We start from the raw sequence: 16677 nt of genomic DNA on the forward strand, positions 1-16677 counted from the left end.
GGCTTAGGCTGGAGACCATGCAGCGGCGGATCTACGGCATCGAGACCGAGTTCGGGGTGACCTGCACCTTCCACGGTCAGCGTCGGCTCTCCCCGGACGAGGTCGCTCGTTACCTGTTCCGGCGGGTCGTGTCGTGGGGGCGTTCGTCGAACGTCTTCCTGCGCAACGGCTCGCGGCTCTACCTCGACGTCGGGTCCCACCCCGAGTACGCCACCGCGGAGTGCGACTCGTTGGCCCAGCTCGTCGCGCACGACAAGGCGGGCGAGCGGATCCTCGAGGACCTCCTGCTCGACGCCGAGCGCCGGCTCGCCGACGAGGGCATCGGCGGCGACATCTTCCTGTTCAAGAACAACACCGACTCCGCGGGCAACTCCTACGGCTGCCACGAGAACTACCTCGTCGGCCGTTCGGGCGAGTTCTCCCGGATCGCGGACGTCCTGCTGCCGTTCCTCGTGACCCGCCAGCTCATCGCCGGCGCCGGGAAGGTGCTGCAGACCCCGCGCGGCGCCGTGTTCTGCCTGTCCCAGCGGGCAGAGCACATCTGGGAGGGCGTGTCGTCCGCGACCACCCGCAGCCGCCCGATCATCAACACCCGCGACGAGCCGCACGCCGACGCCGAGCGCTACCGCCGCCTGCACGTGATCGTCGGCGACTCGAACATGTCCGAGGTGACGACGCTGCTCAAGGTCGGCACCACGCACCTGGTGCTGGAGATGATCGAGCAGGGCGTGCAGTTCCGGGACTTCACGCTGGACAACCCGATCCGCGCCATCCGCGAGATCAGCCACGACCTCACGGGGCGCCGCCCGGTCCGCCTCGCCGGTGGCCGGGAGGCCGGCGCGCTGGACATCCAGCGCGAGTACCACCAGCGCGCCGTCGAGCACGTGGCCCGGCGGGGCAGCGACCCGGTCACCGACCGGGTCCTCGAGCTGTGGGGCCGCACCCTCGACGCCGTCGAGCGCCAGGACCTCTCGCTGATCGACCGCGACGTCGACTGGGCGATCAAGCACAAGCTCGTCGAGCGCTACCGCTCGCGCAACGACCTGGGCCTGTCCAGCCCCCGGATCGCCCAGCTCGACCTCGCCTACCACGACATCCGGCGCGGTCGCGGCGTGTTCGACCTGCTGCAGCGCAAGGACCAGGTCAACCGGGTGACCGACGACGGCGAGATCGAGGCCGCCAAGGACACCCCGCCGCAGACCACCCGCGCGAAGCTCCGCGGCGACTTCATCGCGGCGGCCCAGAACGCCGGCCGCGATTTCACCGTGGATTGGGTGCATCTCAAACTGAACGACCAGGCCCAACGAACCGTCCTGTGCAAGGACCCGTTCCGCGCGGTGGACGAACGGGTGGACCGGCTGATCGCCACGTTGTGATCGACGGGCCGCACTGACGGTCGCGTCGATCACGTCTCGGCGACGCCGGTCCGTGGACACCCCACCACCCGGCTCCACCCCGACCGAGCGAGGACGGCCCCGACAGTCATGGACACCCCCGCGCACCAGGACCGCACGTCCCGGGTGGGCGCCGAACAGCCCAGCACCCTCCACGACCGCGAACCCGTCGTCCCCGACCCGGCCGTCGAGGGCATGCTGCTGGCCGGGCGCTACCGGGTGGGCGAGTGCATCGGCGCGGGGGCCATGGGCGTCGTCTGGACGGCGTGGGACCGGCGGCTCGCGCGGACCGTCGCGGTCAAGCAGCTCACGCCGCCCCGGGACGGCGACGAGGCCGAGCTGCGCGCGGCCCGGGCGCGGGCGATGCGCGAGGGCCGGATCGCGGCCCGCGTGGTGCACCCGCGGGCGATCGCGGTGTTCGACGTCGTCATGCACGCGTCGATGCCGTGGATCGTCATGGAGTACCTGCCGTCGCGCTCGCTCGCGGCGGTGCTCGCCGAACGCGGGCCGCTCCCGCCGACCGAGGTGGCGCGGATCGGCGCGCAGATCGCGGACGCGCTGTCCGCGGTGCACGAGGCCGGCATCGTCCACGGCGACGTCAAGCCGGGGAACGTCCTGCTCACCGACGACGGCGTCGCGAAGCTGACCGACTTCGGCGTCTCGAGGGCCTCCTGGGACACCTCGGCCACCGCCGGGGGCGTGGTCGCGGGGACACCGGGCTACTTCGCGCCGGAGGTCGCCCGCGGCAGCGACCCGACGCCCGCGTCGGACGTGTTCTCCCTGGGCGCGACGCTCTACGCCGCCGTGGAGAACGAGCTGGTCTGCGGCCGGCTGGACAACACCCTGGCCGTGCTGCACGCGATGGCCGAGGGACGGTTGCGGCCGGCCACCCGGGCCGGGGTCCTGGGCCGCCCGCTCTCGGCGATGCTGCGCCTGGAGGCCCGACACCGACCCGACACCGCCCTGCTGCGCTCCGCCCTGGAGGCCCGCGCGGCCCTCGGGGAGTCGATCGCCGTCGTCCCGCCGCCCACGCCCGCTCCCGAACCGGAGGCCGAGGCGGCCGACCCGTCCACGGCCGACGTCGCGGGCCGGCGGGTCCACACCGCCGGCGCGGGCAGCGGGGCCGCCGCGGGGCCGCCGACCGCTCCGGGTGGGGAGGACGACGAGTCGTGGTTCCCGCTCGCGCCCGAGGAGTCCCCGTCCCCGGCTCCGCGGCCGCGCCGCCGGCGGCGCCGCGTGCTCGCGGTCGCCGCCGCGTCCGCGGTGGTCCTGGCCGCCGGGGTCGGCGCCGCGATCGCCGCCGCCGACCACCCCCGGGCGACCGCGCCGCAGGCCGCCGCCGCGCCCGCCCCCGGCGCCACGACGACAGCGGTACCGCTCGCCCCGCCGACCACGGAGACGGTGCCGCCGGTCGCCGGGGCGCCGCTCTCGCCCGGCAGCCCGACGGCGGCGGACGGGCTGCCCGCGGCGGACCCGGACGCCCCGGTCACCGAGGACGACGTGCGGCGCACCGTGTCCGCCTACTACGCGAGCCTGCCCGGCGACATCCCGGGCGCGTGGGCGCTGCTCTCCGGCGACGCGCGGAGCGCCTCCGGGGGCTACGGCGGGTACCAGCGGTTCTGGGGCGGCATCACCTCGGTCAGCGCCGACGACGTGCAGGTCGACGGCGGGTCCGCCCGCGCGAACCTGTTCTTCGTGACGTCGAGCGGGCGCACCAGCCGGGAGACCTACGTCTTCGAGGTGGACCGCAACGAGCAGGGCGCCCTGGAGATCCGCTCCGCGTCCCGGGGGAGCGCCGACTCGGCCTGAGGTCTCGAACACGCGATCGAACGAGGCCGATCTCCCCCGCCGGGAGGACCCGGCGTCGTAGGCTCGCTGTCGTGCCACCCCAGCCGACCGCTCGCGCCGAGCGCCTCGTGAACCTGGTGCTGGCGCTGCTGTCGACGCGCCAGTTCCTGAGCGCCGACCGCATCCGGACCACCGTGGCCGGCTACGAGGACGCCACCACCGACGAGGCGTTCTACCGCATGCTCGAGCGGGACAAGGCCGAGCTGCGCGAGCTCGGCGTCCCGCTGGAGACCGGGCGGCAGTCGGTGTTCGACACCGTCGAGGGCTACCGGATCGCGCGCGGCGACTACGAGCTGGCCGCGATCGACCTGGCCCCCGACGAGGCGACCGCGGTGGCCCTCGCCGCCCGGCTGTGGGACTCCCCGCAGCTCGCGGGCGCGGCCCGCACGGCCGTGACGAAGCTGCGGGCGGCCGGGGTGGAGGTCGACCCGACCGCGGCGTCCGAGGTCCAGCCGCGGGTGCGCACCACCGACCCGGCGTTCGCGCCCCTGCTCGCCGCCGCCCGGGCCGGGCGCGCGGTGACGTTCCACCACCGCGGGCACCCGGCCGCCCCCGCCCGCGTCCGCACCGTCGAGCCGTGGGGCGTCGTGTCCTACCGCGGGCGCTGGTACCTCGTCGGGCACGACCGCGACCGCGAGGACGTGCGCTGCTTCCGCATCTCGCGCATCGAGGGCGAGGTCACGCCGATCGGCGCCCGCGGCACGGTGACCCGGCCGGAGGGGGTCGACCTGGTCGACCTGGTGGCCCGCTCGGCCGGGCCACCCCCGCCGTCGGGCACAGCACGGGTGCGGCTGAGCCCCGGCCGCGCCGCCGGGCTGCGCCGGGCCGGGCGGCCCGACCCGCAGGGCGACCCGGACGTCGTCGAGCTCGACCTCGCCCGCCTCGACGCCCTGGCCCGGTGGATCGCCGGGTACGGGCCGGACGCGGTCGTGCTCGAGCCCCCGGAGCTGCGCGAGGCCGTCGTCGTGACCCTGAAGGCCGGCCTGGCCGCCGACCACGCCGTGGCGGGCGCCGCGGGTGGGGCGCCGTGAGCGCCGAAGGGGTCGCGGAGCGGCTGCCGCGGCTGCTGACCCTCGTGCCGTGGCTGCTGGCCCGGCCGGGCGTGCCGGTGGCCGAGGCGGCCGCGGAGTTCGGGATCACCGAGGCCCAGCTGCGACGCGACCTCGAGCTGCTGTGGATGTGCGGGCTGCCCGGGTACGGGCCGGGCGACCTGGTGGATCTGTCGTTCGAGGGCGACACGATCACCGTGGTCTACGACGCCGGGCTCTCCCGCCCGCTGCGTCTCTCCGGCCCGGAGGCGGCCACCCTCGCGGTCGCGCTGCGCGCCCTGGCCGACGCGCCGGGGGTCGCCGACACCGACGCGGTGTACCGGGCGCTCGCCAAGATCGAGGAGGCCTCGGGACGGAGCGAGGCCCCGGACACCGTCGCGGTCGGGCTCGGCCGCTCGCCGGGCAACGCCCGCGCGGAGGCTCTGGTGCGCGACGCCGTCGCGCGGCACCGGGCCCTGCGGCTGACCTACTACTCCGCCTCGCGCGACGCCGTCGGGCGCCGGGACGTCGACCCGATGCGCCTGCTGCTCGTCGACGGGTCGACCTACCTCGAGGCCTGGTGTCGCCGGGCGGAGGGCGTGCGCATGTTCCGCCTGGACCGGGTGGACGACGCGGAGGTCCTCGACGAGCCGTCGCACCCGCCGTCGGACGCCGTCGGACGCGACGTCCCCGCCGACGCCTCCGGCCTGCTCACCCCGGACGACGAGCAGCGGCTCGCGGCGCTGCGACTGGCGCCGGAGGCCCGATGGGTGGCCGAGTACTACCCGATGGAGGACGTCGTCGCCGACGACGACGGGTCCGCCCGGGTGCAGATGCGCTACGGCGACCGGGCGTGGATGGTCCGCCTGTTGCTGGGCCTGGGGGACGCCGTCGAGGTGCTGTGGCCCGCCGACCTCGCCGTGGCCCGCGCGGAACGCGCCCGCGAGGCGCTGGCGGCGTACGGCGCGCTGTAGCGCGCTAGGGTCGCCGCCGTGTTCGGTCCGATCGTGTGGAGCATCGTCGCCGTCGTCGTCGCGCTGGTCGTGCTCGCCGTGCTGGTCGTGGGCCTGCTGCGGCACGCGAACCGCACCACGACCGTGCTCGGCGCCTTCACCGCGCTGCTGGGTGACCGGCTGGGCCTGCTCCGGGCGCGGGTGGCGGCACTGCAGGTGCGGCTTGCACGACGGCGGGCGCCCGCGGGGTCACCGGTACAGTCGGGCCCAGGGACGGAAGGAGCACCCTCGTGACCGAATGGATCATCGTCGCCGTCGTCGGCGTCGTGCTGCTCTTCAGCGCCAAGAAGCTGCCGGACATGGCCCGGGGCCTCGGACAGTCGATGCGCATCTTCAAGGCCGAGACCCGCGGCATGAAGGAGGACGACGCGAAGGCCCGCGCCACCGACGAGCCGACGCCGAAGCCCGTCGAGGCGTCCGCACCCGTCGTCGAGAAGCCGCGCGAGACGGTTCCCGACGAGGCCCGCAAGGCCGAGTGAGCGATCACCCTCCGCCACGCACCGCGGGGACCCGACGGGATCCCCCGAGGTGTGACACGGTGGAGAGGTGGCCATGCGCTCTCCCGCCGAGGCCTACGCCGCAGCGCGCACGCGCGCGGCGCACCCCGAGCTCGGCAGCTTCGTCTCGTCCCTGAGCTTCGAGCTCGACGACTTCCAGCGGCGTTCGTGCCTCGCGCTGGAGGAGGGGCACGGTGTCCTGGTCTGCGCGCCCACCGGGGCGGGCAAGACCGTCGTCGGTGAGTTCGCCGTCCACCTCGCCCTCGCGCGGGGCCAGAAGTGCTTCTACACCACGCCGATCAAGGCGCTGTCGAACCAGAAGTACGCCGACCTGGCCGCCCGGCACGGCGCGGACGCCGTCGGTCTGCTGACCGGCGACACCGCCGTCAACGGGTCCGCACCCGTCGTCGTGATGACGACCGAGGTGCTGCGCAACATGCTCTACGCCGACGCCCCGGCGCTCGACGGCCTCGCCTACGTCGTCATGGACGAGGTGCACTACCTCGCCGACCGGTTCCGTGGGGCGGTGTGGGAGGAGGTCATCCTCCACCTGCCCGAGCACGTGCAGCTGGCGTCGCTCTCGGCGACGGTGTCCAACGCCGAGGAGTTCGGCGACTGGCTCGTCGAGGTCCGCGGCGACACCACGGTCGTCGTCGACGAGACCCGCCCGGTGCCGCTGTGGCAGCACATGGTGGTCGGCTCCCGGATGTTCGACCTGTTCGCCGAGGAGCAGAAGGCCGGCGACTCCCACAAGGTCACGGTCGACCCCACGCTCGCGAAGGCCGTCGCCGAGGTCGACCGGGACGGCGGGGGCTCCCGGCGCGGCCGCTCCGGCCCGCCTCCTCGACGCGGCCGCGACGGCCGTCGTCGGGACGACCGCGGGTCCGGTCCGGGCCGCAACGGCCGGTCCGGGTCGTCGTACCGGCCGCCGTCGCGGGTCGACGTCATCGAGCGCCTCGACGCCGCGGGGCTCCTGCCCGCGATCACGTTCATCTTCAGCCGCGCCGGGTGCGACGCGGCCGTGCTCCAGTGCGTGCGCTCGGGGCTGCGGCTCACCGACCGGGACGAGATCGAGCAGATCCGCACGGTGGTCGACCGGCGGTGCGCGGGCCTGCCCGACGCCGACCTGGACGTTCTGGGCTACTGGGAGTGGCGCGAGGGCCTCGAGCGCGGCGTCGCGGCCCACCACGCGGGCATGCTCCCGGCGTTCAAGGAGACCGTGGAGGAGCTCTTCGTCCGCGGCCTGGTGCGGGCGGTGTTCGCCACGGAGACCCTCGCCCTGGGGATCAACATGCCGGCGCGCACCGTCGTGCTGGAGAAGCTCGTCAAGTACAACGGCGAGTCGCACGTCGAGCTCACCCCCGGCGAGTACACGCAGCTCACCGGGCGCGCGGGTCGGCGCGGCATCGACGTCGAGGGGCACGCGGTGGTGCTGTGGGCGCCGGGGATGGACCCGGCGCAGGTGGCGGGGCTCGCCTCGACGCGCACCTATCCGCTGCGCTCGTCGTTCCGGCCGGGCTACAACATGGCCGTCAACCTGGTCGACCGGCTCGGGATCACCGAGGCGCGGGAGCTGCTGGAGCAGTCGTTCGCCCAGTTCCAGGCCGACCGGTCGGTGGTGCACCTCGCGAAGCGGGTGGAGCGCAACCGGGAGGCCCTGGAGGGCTACGCGGAGGCGATGGGGGGCGGCTCGACCTCCGACGACGCCGAGGGCGCCTCGGCCGAGGCCTTCGCCGAGTACATGGACCTGCGCCGCCGGCTCTCCGAGCGGGAGAAGCAGCTCGCGAAGCAGGGCCGGACGCAGCAGAAGGCGGAGGCGTCCGCGTCCCTGGAGGCCCTGGGCCGGGGTGACGTGATCGCGGTGCCGTCCGGGAAGCGGGCGGGCCTCGCCGTCGTGCTGGACCCGGGCGTGGACCGCTCGGGACGCGGGATGGAGCCCCGACCGCTCGTGCTCACCGAGGACCGGTGGGCCGGGCGGCTCTCGATCGCGGACTTCCCCGACCCGGTCTCCCCGCTGGGCTCCATGCGGCTGCCCAAGCGGGTGGACCACAAGGAGCCGCGGGTCCGTCGCGACCTGGCGAACGCGCTGCGCGAGACGGGGATCGAGGCTCCGGGCCGTTCCCGACGGCGGGGCGGGGCGGGTTCCGAGGACCCCGAGCTCGCGTCGCTGCGCCGGGCCGTGCGGTCGCACCCCTGCCACGGGCGGGCCGACCGCGAGGACCGCGCCCGCTGGGCCGAGCGGCACGCCCGGCTCACCCGGGAGACCGAGCAGCTCGAGCAGCGCGTGCGCTCCACGACGCACTCGCTCGCGCGGACCTTCGACCGCATCCGCGGCCTGCTCACCGAGCGCGGCTATCTGCTCGGCGGCGCGGAGCGGGACCCGGACGAGGAGCTGACCCCGGCCGGGCACCGGCTGTCCCGGCTCTGGGGCGAGTCGGACCTGCTGGTGGCCGAGTGCCTGCGGCACGGGGTGTGGCTCGGGCTCGGCCCGGCCGACCTCGCCGCGGTCGCGTCGTCGCTGGTCTACGACTCGCGACGCGACGACGGCGGCATCCCGCGGGTGCCCGACAGCGTCGAGACCGCGGTCGGGGAGACGGTGCAGATCTGGACCGACCTGGTCCACGACGAGCGCCGCCACCACCTCGACCGCACGCGCGAGCCGGACCTGGGCTTCGCCTGGCCGGTGTACCGATGGGCGCGCGGCGACGCGCTGTCCTCGGTGCTCTCGTCGGCCCGTTCCCACGGCACGGAGCTCTCGGCGGGCGACTTCGTGCGCTGGTGCCGGCAGGTGCTCGACCTGCTCGACCAGATCCGCGCGGTCTGCGGCGGGGAGGACCCGGTCGGCCGGGCGGCCGCGAACGCCGGGCGTGCGATCCGGCGGGGCGTGGTCGCGGTGGGGGAGAGCTGACCGGACGCGCCTGCCCGTGAGATCGTGAGCGGCGTGGCGGACACGGCGGGGGAGGAGCCCACCCCGCGGTCGACCGCCCCGACGGAGTCTCCTGAGGCACCGAGCAACCCTCCTGCTGCCGGGTCGCCGTCCGACAGAGGGCCGTCGGACGAGGGCGTGGTGTCGTCGTCGGAACCGTCGTCCGGGGACACCGGGTCGGCCGAGGCTGCGACGCGTGAGCCGACCGGGGCCGCAGAGCCGGAGCCGGACGGCCCGTCCGAGCCCACCCCACCGTCGGGGACCGCCCGACCCACCGGGGTGCGGTGGTCGGAGACGCCGGCTCCCGCGCGCGACGACGACGCCACGCCGCCGTCCGGCATCGCCACTCCCGGCGTGCCGATGCGGACCACCGGACCGGCTCCGGTGCCCTCACCGGGTGCCGCCTGGGCCGCGCCCGGGTTCGCGCCGGCCACCCGCTCGGACACGATGCCCGGCTGGGCGCCTCCGCCGCGGCCGCCCGCGGACCCGGCCCGTCGTCGCCGGGTCCGCCGGGTCCTCCTCGCGGTGCTGCTCGGCCTCGTCGTCGTCGCCGCCGTGGTGGTCGCCCTCCTGGCGTTCCTCGTCGGGCCGCGGTTCGCGCGCTACGACGTGCTGGACCGGGCGGCCGTGGAGCGCGGGGTCGTTGAGGTCGTGACGCGGGACTGGAAGCGCCAGGCGACCGGCGTCGCCTGCCCGGACGACGTCCGGGTCCGCCCGGGGGCGACCTTCGAGTGCACCGGCACCGTGGACGGTCGGCCCGTCCGCATCCCGGTCGACGTCGTCGACGAGAACGGCACCTACGAGGTCGGCCAACCCCGCTAGCCTCTGCCCCGGCCATGATCAGCGAGCCTTCAGGGCGGCCGGAGCGTCCCCGGATCGCCGAGGGTGCTCGATGATCATGCTGCGGCATGGGCGGTCGGGCCGACCCGCGCTACCGTCCTCGACCATGGCGACCTGGGACGACGTGCGGCGGCACGCCCTCGCGCTGCCCGAGGTCGAGGAGCTCCCGACCTTCGGTGGAGCGTCCTCCTGGAAGGTGAAGAAGAAGCTGTTCGTCTGGGAGCGGCCGCTGCGCAGGGGCGACCTCGCCGACCTGGGCTGGTCGGAGCAGCCGGGTCCGGTCCTCGGGGCGCGCGTGCCCGACCTCGGTGCCAAGGAGGCGCTCGTCGCCGAGGAGAGCGGGTTCTACTTCACGACGCCGCACTTCGACGGCCACGCCAGCGTGCTCGTCCACCTCGACGCCGTGCCCGACGACGAGCTCGCCGAGCTGGTCACGGAGGCCTGGTACGCCGCGGCGCCCGCGATGGTGCTGCGCCGACACCCGCGCGACCCGGCCTGACCCGCGCCGAGAAGCACACCAGGCACCTCGCGACGCCGCGGAAGGTGCCTCACGTACCTCTCGTCAGGCGTCCTGCCCCGCGAGGGCGGCCGTCAGCCGGTCGACCGACCCGGTGAGGCTCCAGCGCTCCGCGAGGGCGGCCAGTGCGTCGGGGTCCGCCGCCTCGTGCGGCAGCGTCCGCGCGGAGCCGGTCCAGTCGATCGGAGCGTCCTTCGCGACGAGCACGACCTCGGGCGCCACCGTGAGGTACTGCGCCGCCTTGACGAGCTTGGTGCGCACCGCCGCGGAGAGCCGGGGATCGCCGCCCTCGACGACGGCGCCGATGAGGTCGGCCCAGGAGTCGAACTTGGACACCACCTGAGCGGCGGTCTTCTCGCCGACCCCGGGCACGCCCGGGAGGCCGTCGGAGGGATCGCCGCGCATCATGGCCATCTCGGCGTAGCCGTCGCCGGCCCGGGCGACCGGGACGCCGTAGCGGGCCGCGACCTCCTCCGGCCCGTAGACCTCGTACTTCGACACCCCGCGGGCGATGTAGACGATCCGTACCGGGGTGGGCTCGTCGCGCACCAGCTGGAGGAGGTCCCGGTCGCCGGACACCACCTCGACCGCCGACGTCGCCTCCTGGCTCGCGAGCGTGCCGATCACGTCGTCGGCCTCGAAGCCCTCCGCACCTGCCGTCGGGATGCCGGCGGCCGCGAGGACGTCGAGGATGATCGGGACCTGCACGCCGAGCTCCGCGGGCGCGGCCTCGGCGTCCGGCCCGCCGCCCACGGTGGGGTCCGACGGGTCGATGCCCGACGAGGTGTCGACGCGATGTGCCTTGTACGACGGCAGCGCCCGGACCCGGAAGGCCGGGCGCCAGTCGCGGTCGAGGCAGGCGACCACGCGGGAGGGCTGCCGGGCCCGCACCAGCCGGGCGACCATGTCGCAGAAGCCCCGGACGGCGTTGACGGGCGTGCCGTCGTCCGCGGTCAACGACGACGGCACCCCGTAGAACGCCCGGAACCACAGGCTCGCCGAGTCCAGGAGCAGCACCGGCCCGTCACTGTTCATGGATCGAGCTCCGCTGCGCTCCGTCTCCGCCATGGCTCGCAAGAGTGCCAGGCTCCTCCTCGGCGCCCGCCTGCGACACCAGTCGGGCGTACCGCGTCCCCGCCACGAGCAGGACCAGCCCGGCGCCGAGGAACACCGCCACGCGGGCCAGCCCGTCGAGGGCGGTGAGGTCGAAGAGGATCAGCTTGGCGACGGCGGCGACCACGAGGACCCCGCCCAGCACGCGCGGCAGGGAGGACGCCACGCCACGCACGAGCAGCACCAGCGCGAGCGCGGTCCACGAGATCGTGACGAGGACGTGCCCGACGAGGAAGCCGTCGCGCGTGGGCGACACGGCGAGGGCGAGGGTCACCACGACCCCCGCGGCCCCGTACAGCCCGGCCAGGCCGAACGCCCCGACGATCACCGCCGTGCGGTCCCGACCGTGCAGCAGGCCGGCGCCGGCGATCGCGTGCAGCAGGGTCCCCGCCGCCGCGGCGAGCAGCACCCCGACGACGGCCATCGCGAGCAGCGTCCCGGTGGATCGCACGTCGCCGTCGACCACGACGTCGACCGGGAGGTCCCGCACCAGCGCGACGATCCCGCCGACCACCCCGAACACGCCGGCCACGACGAGCAGGTCGGTCCGGGCGGTCCGCCGGGCGAGGACGGCCAGCACGACCGCGAGCGCGAGCAGGGTGCCGCCCTGGGCCACGCCGGTGAGCGCGAGCGGCACCGCCTGCAGCGCGACGACGGCGGCCGCCGCGATCACCACCGTGACCAGCGCGGGCGTCGCCGGGACCCGGCGGGCGCCGCGCTCGAACACGACGCCGACGCCGAGCAGCACGAGCACCGCGACGACGTCGAGGACCGCACCCCAGGGCCGGGCGAGCGTCGCGGCGATCCCCAGCAGCGGGAGGACCGGCGCGGCGAGGGCGACCCCGGCGACGACGGTGCTGGTCCGCTCCCGGTCGGAGGCCGCGACCAGCACCAGTGCCGCGAGGGCCCCGACGACGAGCAGCACCGCGACCGCTCCGGCCGTCTGCAGCGCCTCCGCGCCCGTCGGCCCCGAGCGGAGCGTCACCGACGCCGCGACGACGGCCGCGCCGAGCGAAGCCGCGACGACCGCGACCGCGACGAGGGCGGGCCACGTCCGCCGGGCCGCGACCGGGAGGACCGCCGCGAGCACGACGACGAGCAGGACCACCAGGAACGGCGAGGCGCGGTCCAGGACCGACGGGACGAGTACGTCGACGCCGACGACGACCCCGAGGGCGAGCCCCCACCGGCGCCAGCGGTCGGCCAGCGCGAGCCCGCCGGCGGCGACCGCGAGGGCGAGCACGACGGCGACGGCCGGCGGCAGGAGGTCGTAGAGCGAGGCGGCCGCGGCCACGGTCAGGTAGAGCGCGGTGATCCCCGTGGCCGCGAGGGTGACCGGACCCGGGTCGGCGGTGGCGCCGTCGCCGCCCCGGCGCCGCTGCAGCACGAGTCCGGCGCCGACGAGGCCGAGGCCCACCAGGCCGCCGAGGCCGACCCGCGCCTCGGGCCCGAACCAGCCGCGCGAGGCGGCGAGGACGAGCAGCAGGACGATGCCCAGCAGCGTCACCCCGGCTCCGGTGACGGCGAGCAGCCGGGCGCCGGTCAGGCGCGGGAGTCGCATCGGGGGCCGGGTGGGCGCCGCGGGTGCGTCGGACGGCCGACGCCAGGGCGCCGCCGGTGGCCAGGACCATCCCGGACCGGGTGCGCCGAGGCCGGCGGGTGCGACGGTGCCGGGCGCCGGGGTGGGGCGCTCCGGCTGCGGGCCGGCCGGCGCGCCGGGTGACCAGGGCCGGAAGCCCGGGGGAGGCCCGCCGGGTGGCGTCGGCACCGGGCCCGTCCCGACGGGCGAGTGCGTCGCGGGGCCGACCTCACCCGTCGTCGGGACGGGGGAGCGGAGCGCCCCGAGGTCGGAGCGGACCCGGGAGAGCCGGGCCCCCAGGTCGGCGAGCTCGCCGTCGAGGCGGTCCAGCAGGGCGGTGTGGTCGGCCGAGGTCATGGCGCACACCCTGCCGCGAGGGCGTGTGACCGGGGAGGGGACAACTACCTAAGGTGGTTCGCATGGGGTCCTCGCTCGCCGACCAGGTCACCGCCCGCCTCGACCGTGCCCGGAGGCTGGCCGCGGACGCCGGGGTCGACGCCCTCGTCGTCACGCCCGGCCCGGACCTGCAGTACCTCGCCGGGGTCGTGAAGCACTCCCACGAGCGGCTGTCCGCGCTGGTGCTGCCCACGCAGGACGAGGCGGCCTTCGTCGTCCCGCGCCTCGAGCGGCCCGGGCTCGACGGCAGCGGCGTGGACCAGGCCGGAATCCGCGTGATCGACTGGGTGGACGGCGAGGACCCGCACGGCCTCGTCGCGGCGTGCCTGGACGGCGTCAAGCGGGTCGCGGTCGCCTCGGACATGCCCGCACTGCACGTCCTGGGCCTCCGGGACGCGCTGCCGCTGGCCACCCAGGAGCTCGCGACGCCGGTGCTGCGCGAGCTGCGGATGCGCAAGGACCCCGCGGAGGTCGACCACCTGCGCCGGGCGGGCGCCGCCATCGACGAGGTCCACGAGCAGGTCCCGGGACTGCTGCGGGCCGGGCGCACCGAGGCCGAGGTGGGCGCGGACATCACCGCGGCCATCGTCGCAGCCGGGCACGCCGAGGCCGCGTTCGTGATCGTCGGCTCCGGGCCGAACGGCGCGAGCCCGCACCACGAGCTCTCCGACCGCGTGATCGAGACCGGCGACGTCGTCGTGGTCGACATCGGCGGCCCGCTGCCCGAGGGCTACAACTCCGACTGCACCCGCACCTACGTCGTCGGCGGCGCGACCGACGAGATCGTCGAGGTCTACGCCGTCCTGCAGCGTGCGCAGGCCGCCGCGGTGGCCGCCGCGACGCCGGGCGTGACCGCGGAGAGCGTCGACGAGGCGGCCCGGGCGATCATCCGCGACGCCGGGTACGGCGAGTACTTCGTGCACCGCACCGGACACGGCATCGGGCTCGAGGTCCACGAGGAGCCCTACATCGTCGCCGGGAACACCCTGGCGCTCGAGCCCGGCATGGCGTTCTCGATCGAGCCCGGCATCTACTTCCCGGGCCGCTGGGGCGCCCGGATCGAGGACATCGTCGTCGTCACCGAGGACGGGTGCGAGGCGGTCAACACCCGCCCCCACGAGCTGCTCTCGTGCTGACGGCCGACTCGCCGCGGGAGGCCTCCCCGCGGCGACGGCGTCCCGCGCGCGCGACGCTCCTGCGGGCGGTCGTAGCGGTCGTCGCCGGCGCCGCCCTGTTCGTCAGCTTCCCGCCGCTCGGCTGGTGGTGGGCAGCGCCCCTGGGCGTCGGTCTGCTGCTCACGGTCGTCGCCGACCGGTCCCCGCGGGGCGCCCTCGGGTGGGGCGCGCTGGCCGCCGTCGCCTACCAGTACCCGCTGCTGTCGTGGACCGGGACCTACGTGGGCGCGGTCTGGCTGGGTGCGCTGGCGGTGGTGGTGCTCGCCGTCGCGGTCCCGCTGGCGTTCGTGCCGCTCGTGGCCCGGCTGCCGGGAGCGCCGCTGTGGGCGGCGTGCCTGTGGGTCGCGGGGGAGGCGGTGATCGAGCGGGCCCCGTGGGGCGGCTTCCCCTGGGCCAAGCTCGCGTTCGGGCAGGCGGGCGGCGCCTACGCGAAGCTCGCCGCGCTCGGCGGGGCGCCGCTGGTGAGCTTCGCGGTCGTCCTCTCCGGCGCCGGGCTCTGGGCCCTGGCCCGTTCCCGACGGCGGGTCGTCCCCCTCGTGGGTGCGCTGGTGGCGGTCCTGGTCGGACCCGTCGTCGGGATGACGGTGCCGTCCCACGCGGCGACCGAGCCGGGGGACCGGACGATCACCGTGGCCGCCGTGCAGGGCAACGTCCCCCGAGCGGGGCTGGACTTCGCGAGCCAGCGCCGCGCGGTGCTCGACAACCACGTGCGCGAGACCCGGCTGCTCGCCGCCAGGGTGCGCGCCGGGCAGGAGCCGCGCCCGGACCTGGTGATCTGGCCCGAGAACTCCTCGGACATCGACCCGTTCCGCAACGCGGACGCCGGTGCCGAGATCCAGGCGGTCACCGACGAGATCGGGGTCCCGGTGGTCGTCGGGGCGGTGCTGCGCGGCACGATGAACGCCGAGGGCACGGAGCTGGTGCAGGGCCCGCGCAACGTCGCCGTCGTCTGGACCCCGCGGGTCGGGCCCACCGACCAGTACGCCAAGCGTCACCTGCTGCCGTTCGGCGAGTACATCCCCGTCCGGGGCCTCGCGTCGCTGTTCTCCGGCGACGTGGCCCGCGTGGTCGACTTCGAGCCCGGCACCGGGGACCCGGTCATCACCGCCGGCCCGGCCCGACTGGGCATCGCGACCTGCTACGAGGTGGTGTTCGACGGCGACGTCCGCGACGCCGTGACCGCGGGCGCCGACCTGCTGGCGGTCCCCACGAACAACGCCACCTTCGGCTTCACCACCATGACCTACCAGCAGCAGGGCATGAGCCGGCTCCGCGCGGTGGAGCACGACCGCGCCGTCGTCATCGCCGCGACCAGCGGGCAGAGCGCCGTGATCGCCCCCGACGGGACGGTGCTGGACCGGACCGGTGAACTCTTCACGCCCGGCGTGCTCGTCGACGAGGTCCCGCTGCGGACCACGACTACGCTGGCCACCCGGCTCGGCGCGGTCCCCGAGTGGGTGGCGGCCGGGCTGGCGGTGGCGGCGGTGGCCACCGCGCTGGTGGCGCGACGGCGGGAGGGGCGTGCGGGATGAGTGCGGCGCAGGGGACACCCGTGCGTGAGCCTGCGGCTCCGGCCCCGGACGGCAGCGGGGTCCTCGTAGTCGTCCCGACCTACGACGAGCGGGAGAACCTCCCGGGCCTCGTGGAACGGGTCCTGGCGACGGTGCCCGCGGCGCGGCTGCTCGTGGTCGACGACGGCAGCCCGGACGGCACCGGCGAGCTCGCCGACGCGATGGCCGCCCGCGACGACCGCGTGGCCGTCCTGCACCACCACCCGAAGCGCGGCCTCGGCGCCGCCTACGTGGACGCGTTCGCGCATGTGATGGCGACGCACGGCGCGCACGACGTCGGGTGGGTCGTCCAGATGGACGCCGACGGGTCGCACGCCCCGGAGGACCTGCCGGCGCTGCTCGCGGCGGCGCGGACCGAGGGCGCCGATCTCGTGCTCGGGTCGCGCTACGTGCCGGGCGGTCGGGTCGTGAACTGGCCCTGGTACCGCGACGCGCTGTCCCGCTCGGCCAACGTGTACTCGCGACACGCCCTGCGGCTGCCGGTCCGCGACGTGACCGGGGGGTTCCGGCTGTTCCGCCGCGAGGTGCTGGCAGCGGTCACGGCCGCCCCGGTCTCCTCGCAGGGCTACTGCTTCCAGGTCGACCTGGCGTTCCGGGTGCAACGCGCGGGCTACACGGTGCGCGAGGTGCCGATCGTGTTCACCGAGCGCTGCGCCGGGGCGTCGAAGATGAGCGGCGCCGTCGTCCGCGAGGCATTGTGGCGGATCACCGCGTGGGCGGTGCGAGATCGTCTCCGCACACGAGAACGCCCCGCCACCACGAGGTGACGGGGCGCGGTCC

At 75.7% G+C, this 16677-nt stretch carries 14 protein-coding genes; 12 read left to right on the forward strand and 2 right to left on the reverse strand.

Features of this window, described 5'->3' with window-relative positions; all coding sequences use genetic code 11:
- The first annotated feature begins 17 nt into the window (after positions 1–17).
- The 9 genes from pafA (at position 18) to QRT03_RS19600 (ending at position 10045) form a co-directional block, all read left to right on the forward strand.
- A complete protein-coding gene (gene pafA / locus QRT03_RS19560; protein ID WP_286054691.1) occupies positions 18–1376 on the forward strand; it encodes a Pup--protein ligase in 1359 nt (452 codons plus the stop codon).
- A 108-nt stretch (positions 1377–1484) separates the two neighbouring features.
- Entirely contained in the window at positions 1485–3203 is a 1719-nt protein-coding gene (locus QRT03_RS19565; RefSeq protein WP_286054693.1) for a serine/threonine-protein kinase, read from the forward strand.
- A 71-nt stretch (positions 3204–3274) separates the two neighbouring features.
- Positions 3275–4273, forward strand: a complete 999-nt coding sequence (locus QRT03_RS19570) for a helix-turn-helix transcriptional regulator (protein WP_286054694.1) — start codon at positions 3275–3277, stop codon at positions 4271–4273.
- Positions 4270–5244, forward strand: a complete 975-nt coding sequence (locus QRT03_RS19575; RefSeq protein WP_286054695.1) for a helix-turn-helix transcriptional regulator — start codon at positions 4270–4272, stop codon at positions 5242–5244. The genes QRT03_RS19570 and QRT03_RS19575 overlap by 4 nt, the downstream gene beginning before the upstream one ends.
- Positions 5245–5262: 18 nt before the next feature.
- On the forward strand, positions 5263–5517 hold the full coding sequence (locus QRT03_RS19580) for a hypothetical protein (RefSeq protein WP_286054696.1): 255 nt from the start codon (positions 5263–5265) through the stop codon (positions 5515–5517).
- Positions 5514–5762, forward strand: a complete 249-nt coding sequence (gene tatA / locus QRT03_RS19585; protein ID WP_286054697.1) for a Sec-independent protein translocase subunit TatA — start codon at positions 5514–5516, stop codon at positions 5760–5762. The genes QRT03_RS19580 and tatA overlap by 4 nt, the downstream gene beginning before the upstream one ends.
- Positions 5763–5835: 73 nt before the next feature.
- Entirely contained in the window at positions 5836–8688 is a 2853-nt protein-coding gene (locus QRT03_RS19590) for a DEAD/DEAH box helicase (protein ID WP_286054698.1), read from the forward strand.
- A gap of 159 nt (positions 8689–8847) precedes the next feature.
- Positions 8848–9528: a DUF4333 domain-containing protein gene (locus QRT03_RS19595; protein ID WP_286054700.1), complete on the forward strand. Its 681-nt coding sequence runs from the start codon at positions 8848–8850 to the stop codon at positions 9526–9528.
- A gap of 124 nt (positions 9529–9652) precedes the next feature.
- Complete coding sequence (locus QRT03_RS19600; protein WP_286054701.1) at positions 9653–10045, forward strand: MmcQ/YjbR family DNA-binding protein; 393 nt, start codon at positions 9653–9655, stop codon at positions 10043–10045.
- A gap of 63 nt (positions 10046–10108) precedes the next feature.
- Here QRT03_RS19600 and QRT03_RS19605 read toward each other — a convergent pair whose 3' ends face one another.
- Both QRT03_RS19605 and QRT03_RS19610 read right to left on the reverse strand, forming a co-directional pair.
- Positions 10109–11098, reverse strand: a complete 990-nt coding sequence (locus QRT03_RS19605) for a 5'-3' exonuclease (protein WP_286054702.1) — start codon at positions 11096–11098, stop codon at positions 10109–10111.
- A complete protein-coding gene (locus tag QRT03_RS19610) occupies positions 11088–13112 on the reverse strand; it encodes a DUF2339 domain-containing protein (protein ID WP_286054703.1) in 2025 nt (674 codons plus the stop codon). The genes QRT03_RS19605 and QRT03_RS19610 overlap by 11 nt, the downstream gene beginning before the upstream one ends.
- Before the next feature lie 62 nt (positions 13113–13174).
- Between QRT03_RS19610 and QRT03_RS19615 the strand changes: the two genes are divergently transcribed.
- The 3 genes from QRT03_RS19615 to QRT03_RS19625 are packed head-to-tail and all read left to right on the forward strand — an operon-like array spanning position 13175 to position 16664.
- A complete protein-coding gene (locus QRT03_RS19615; RefSeq protein WP_286054704.1) occupies positions 13175–14287 on the forward strand; it encodes a M24 family metallopeptidase in 1113 nt (370 codons plus the stop codon).
- On the forward strand, positions 14281–15858 hold the full coding sequence (gene lnt / locus QRT03_RS19620) for an apolipoprotein N-acyltransferase (RefSeq protein WP_286054705.1): 1578 nt from the start codon (positions 14281–14283) through the stop codon (positions 15856–15858). Before QRT03_RS19615 ends, lnt begins: the two co-directional genes overlap by 7 nt.
- Complete coding sequence (locus QRT03_RS19625) at positions 15855–16664, forward strand: polyprenol monophosphomannose synthase (RefSeq protein WP_425604870.1); 810 nt, start codon at positions 15855–15857, stop codon at positions 16662–16664. The genes lnt and QRT03_RS19625 overlap by 4 nt, the downstream gene beginning before the upstream one ends.
- The last annotated feature ends 13 nt before the right edge of the window (positions 16665–16677 follow it).

The organism is Actinomycetospora termitidis (assembly GCF_030286555.1).
Lineage (GTDB): Bacteria > Actinomycetota > Actinomycetes > Mycobacteriales > Pseudonocardiaceae > Actinomycetospora > Actinomycetospora termitidis.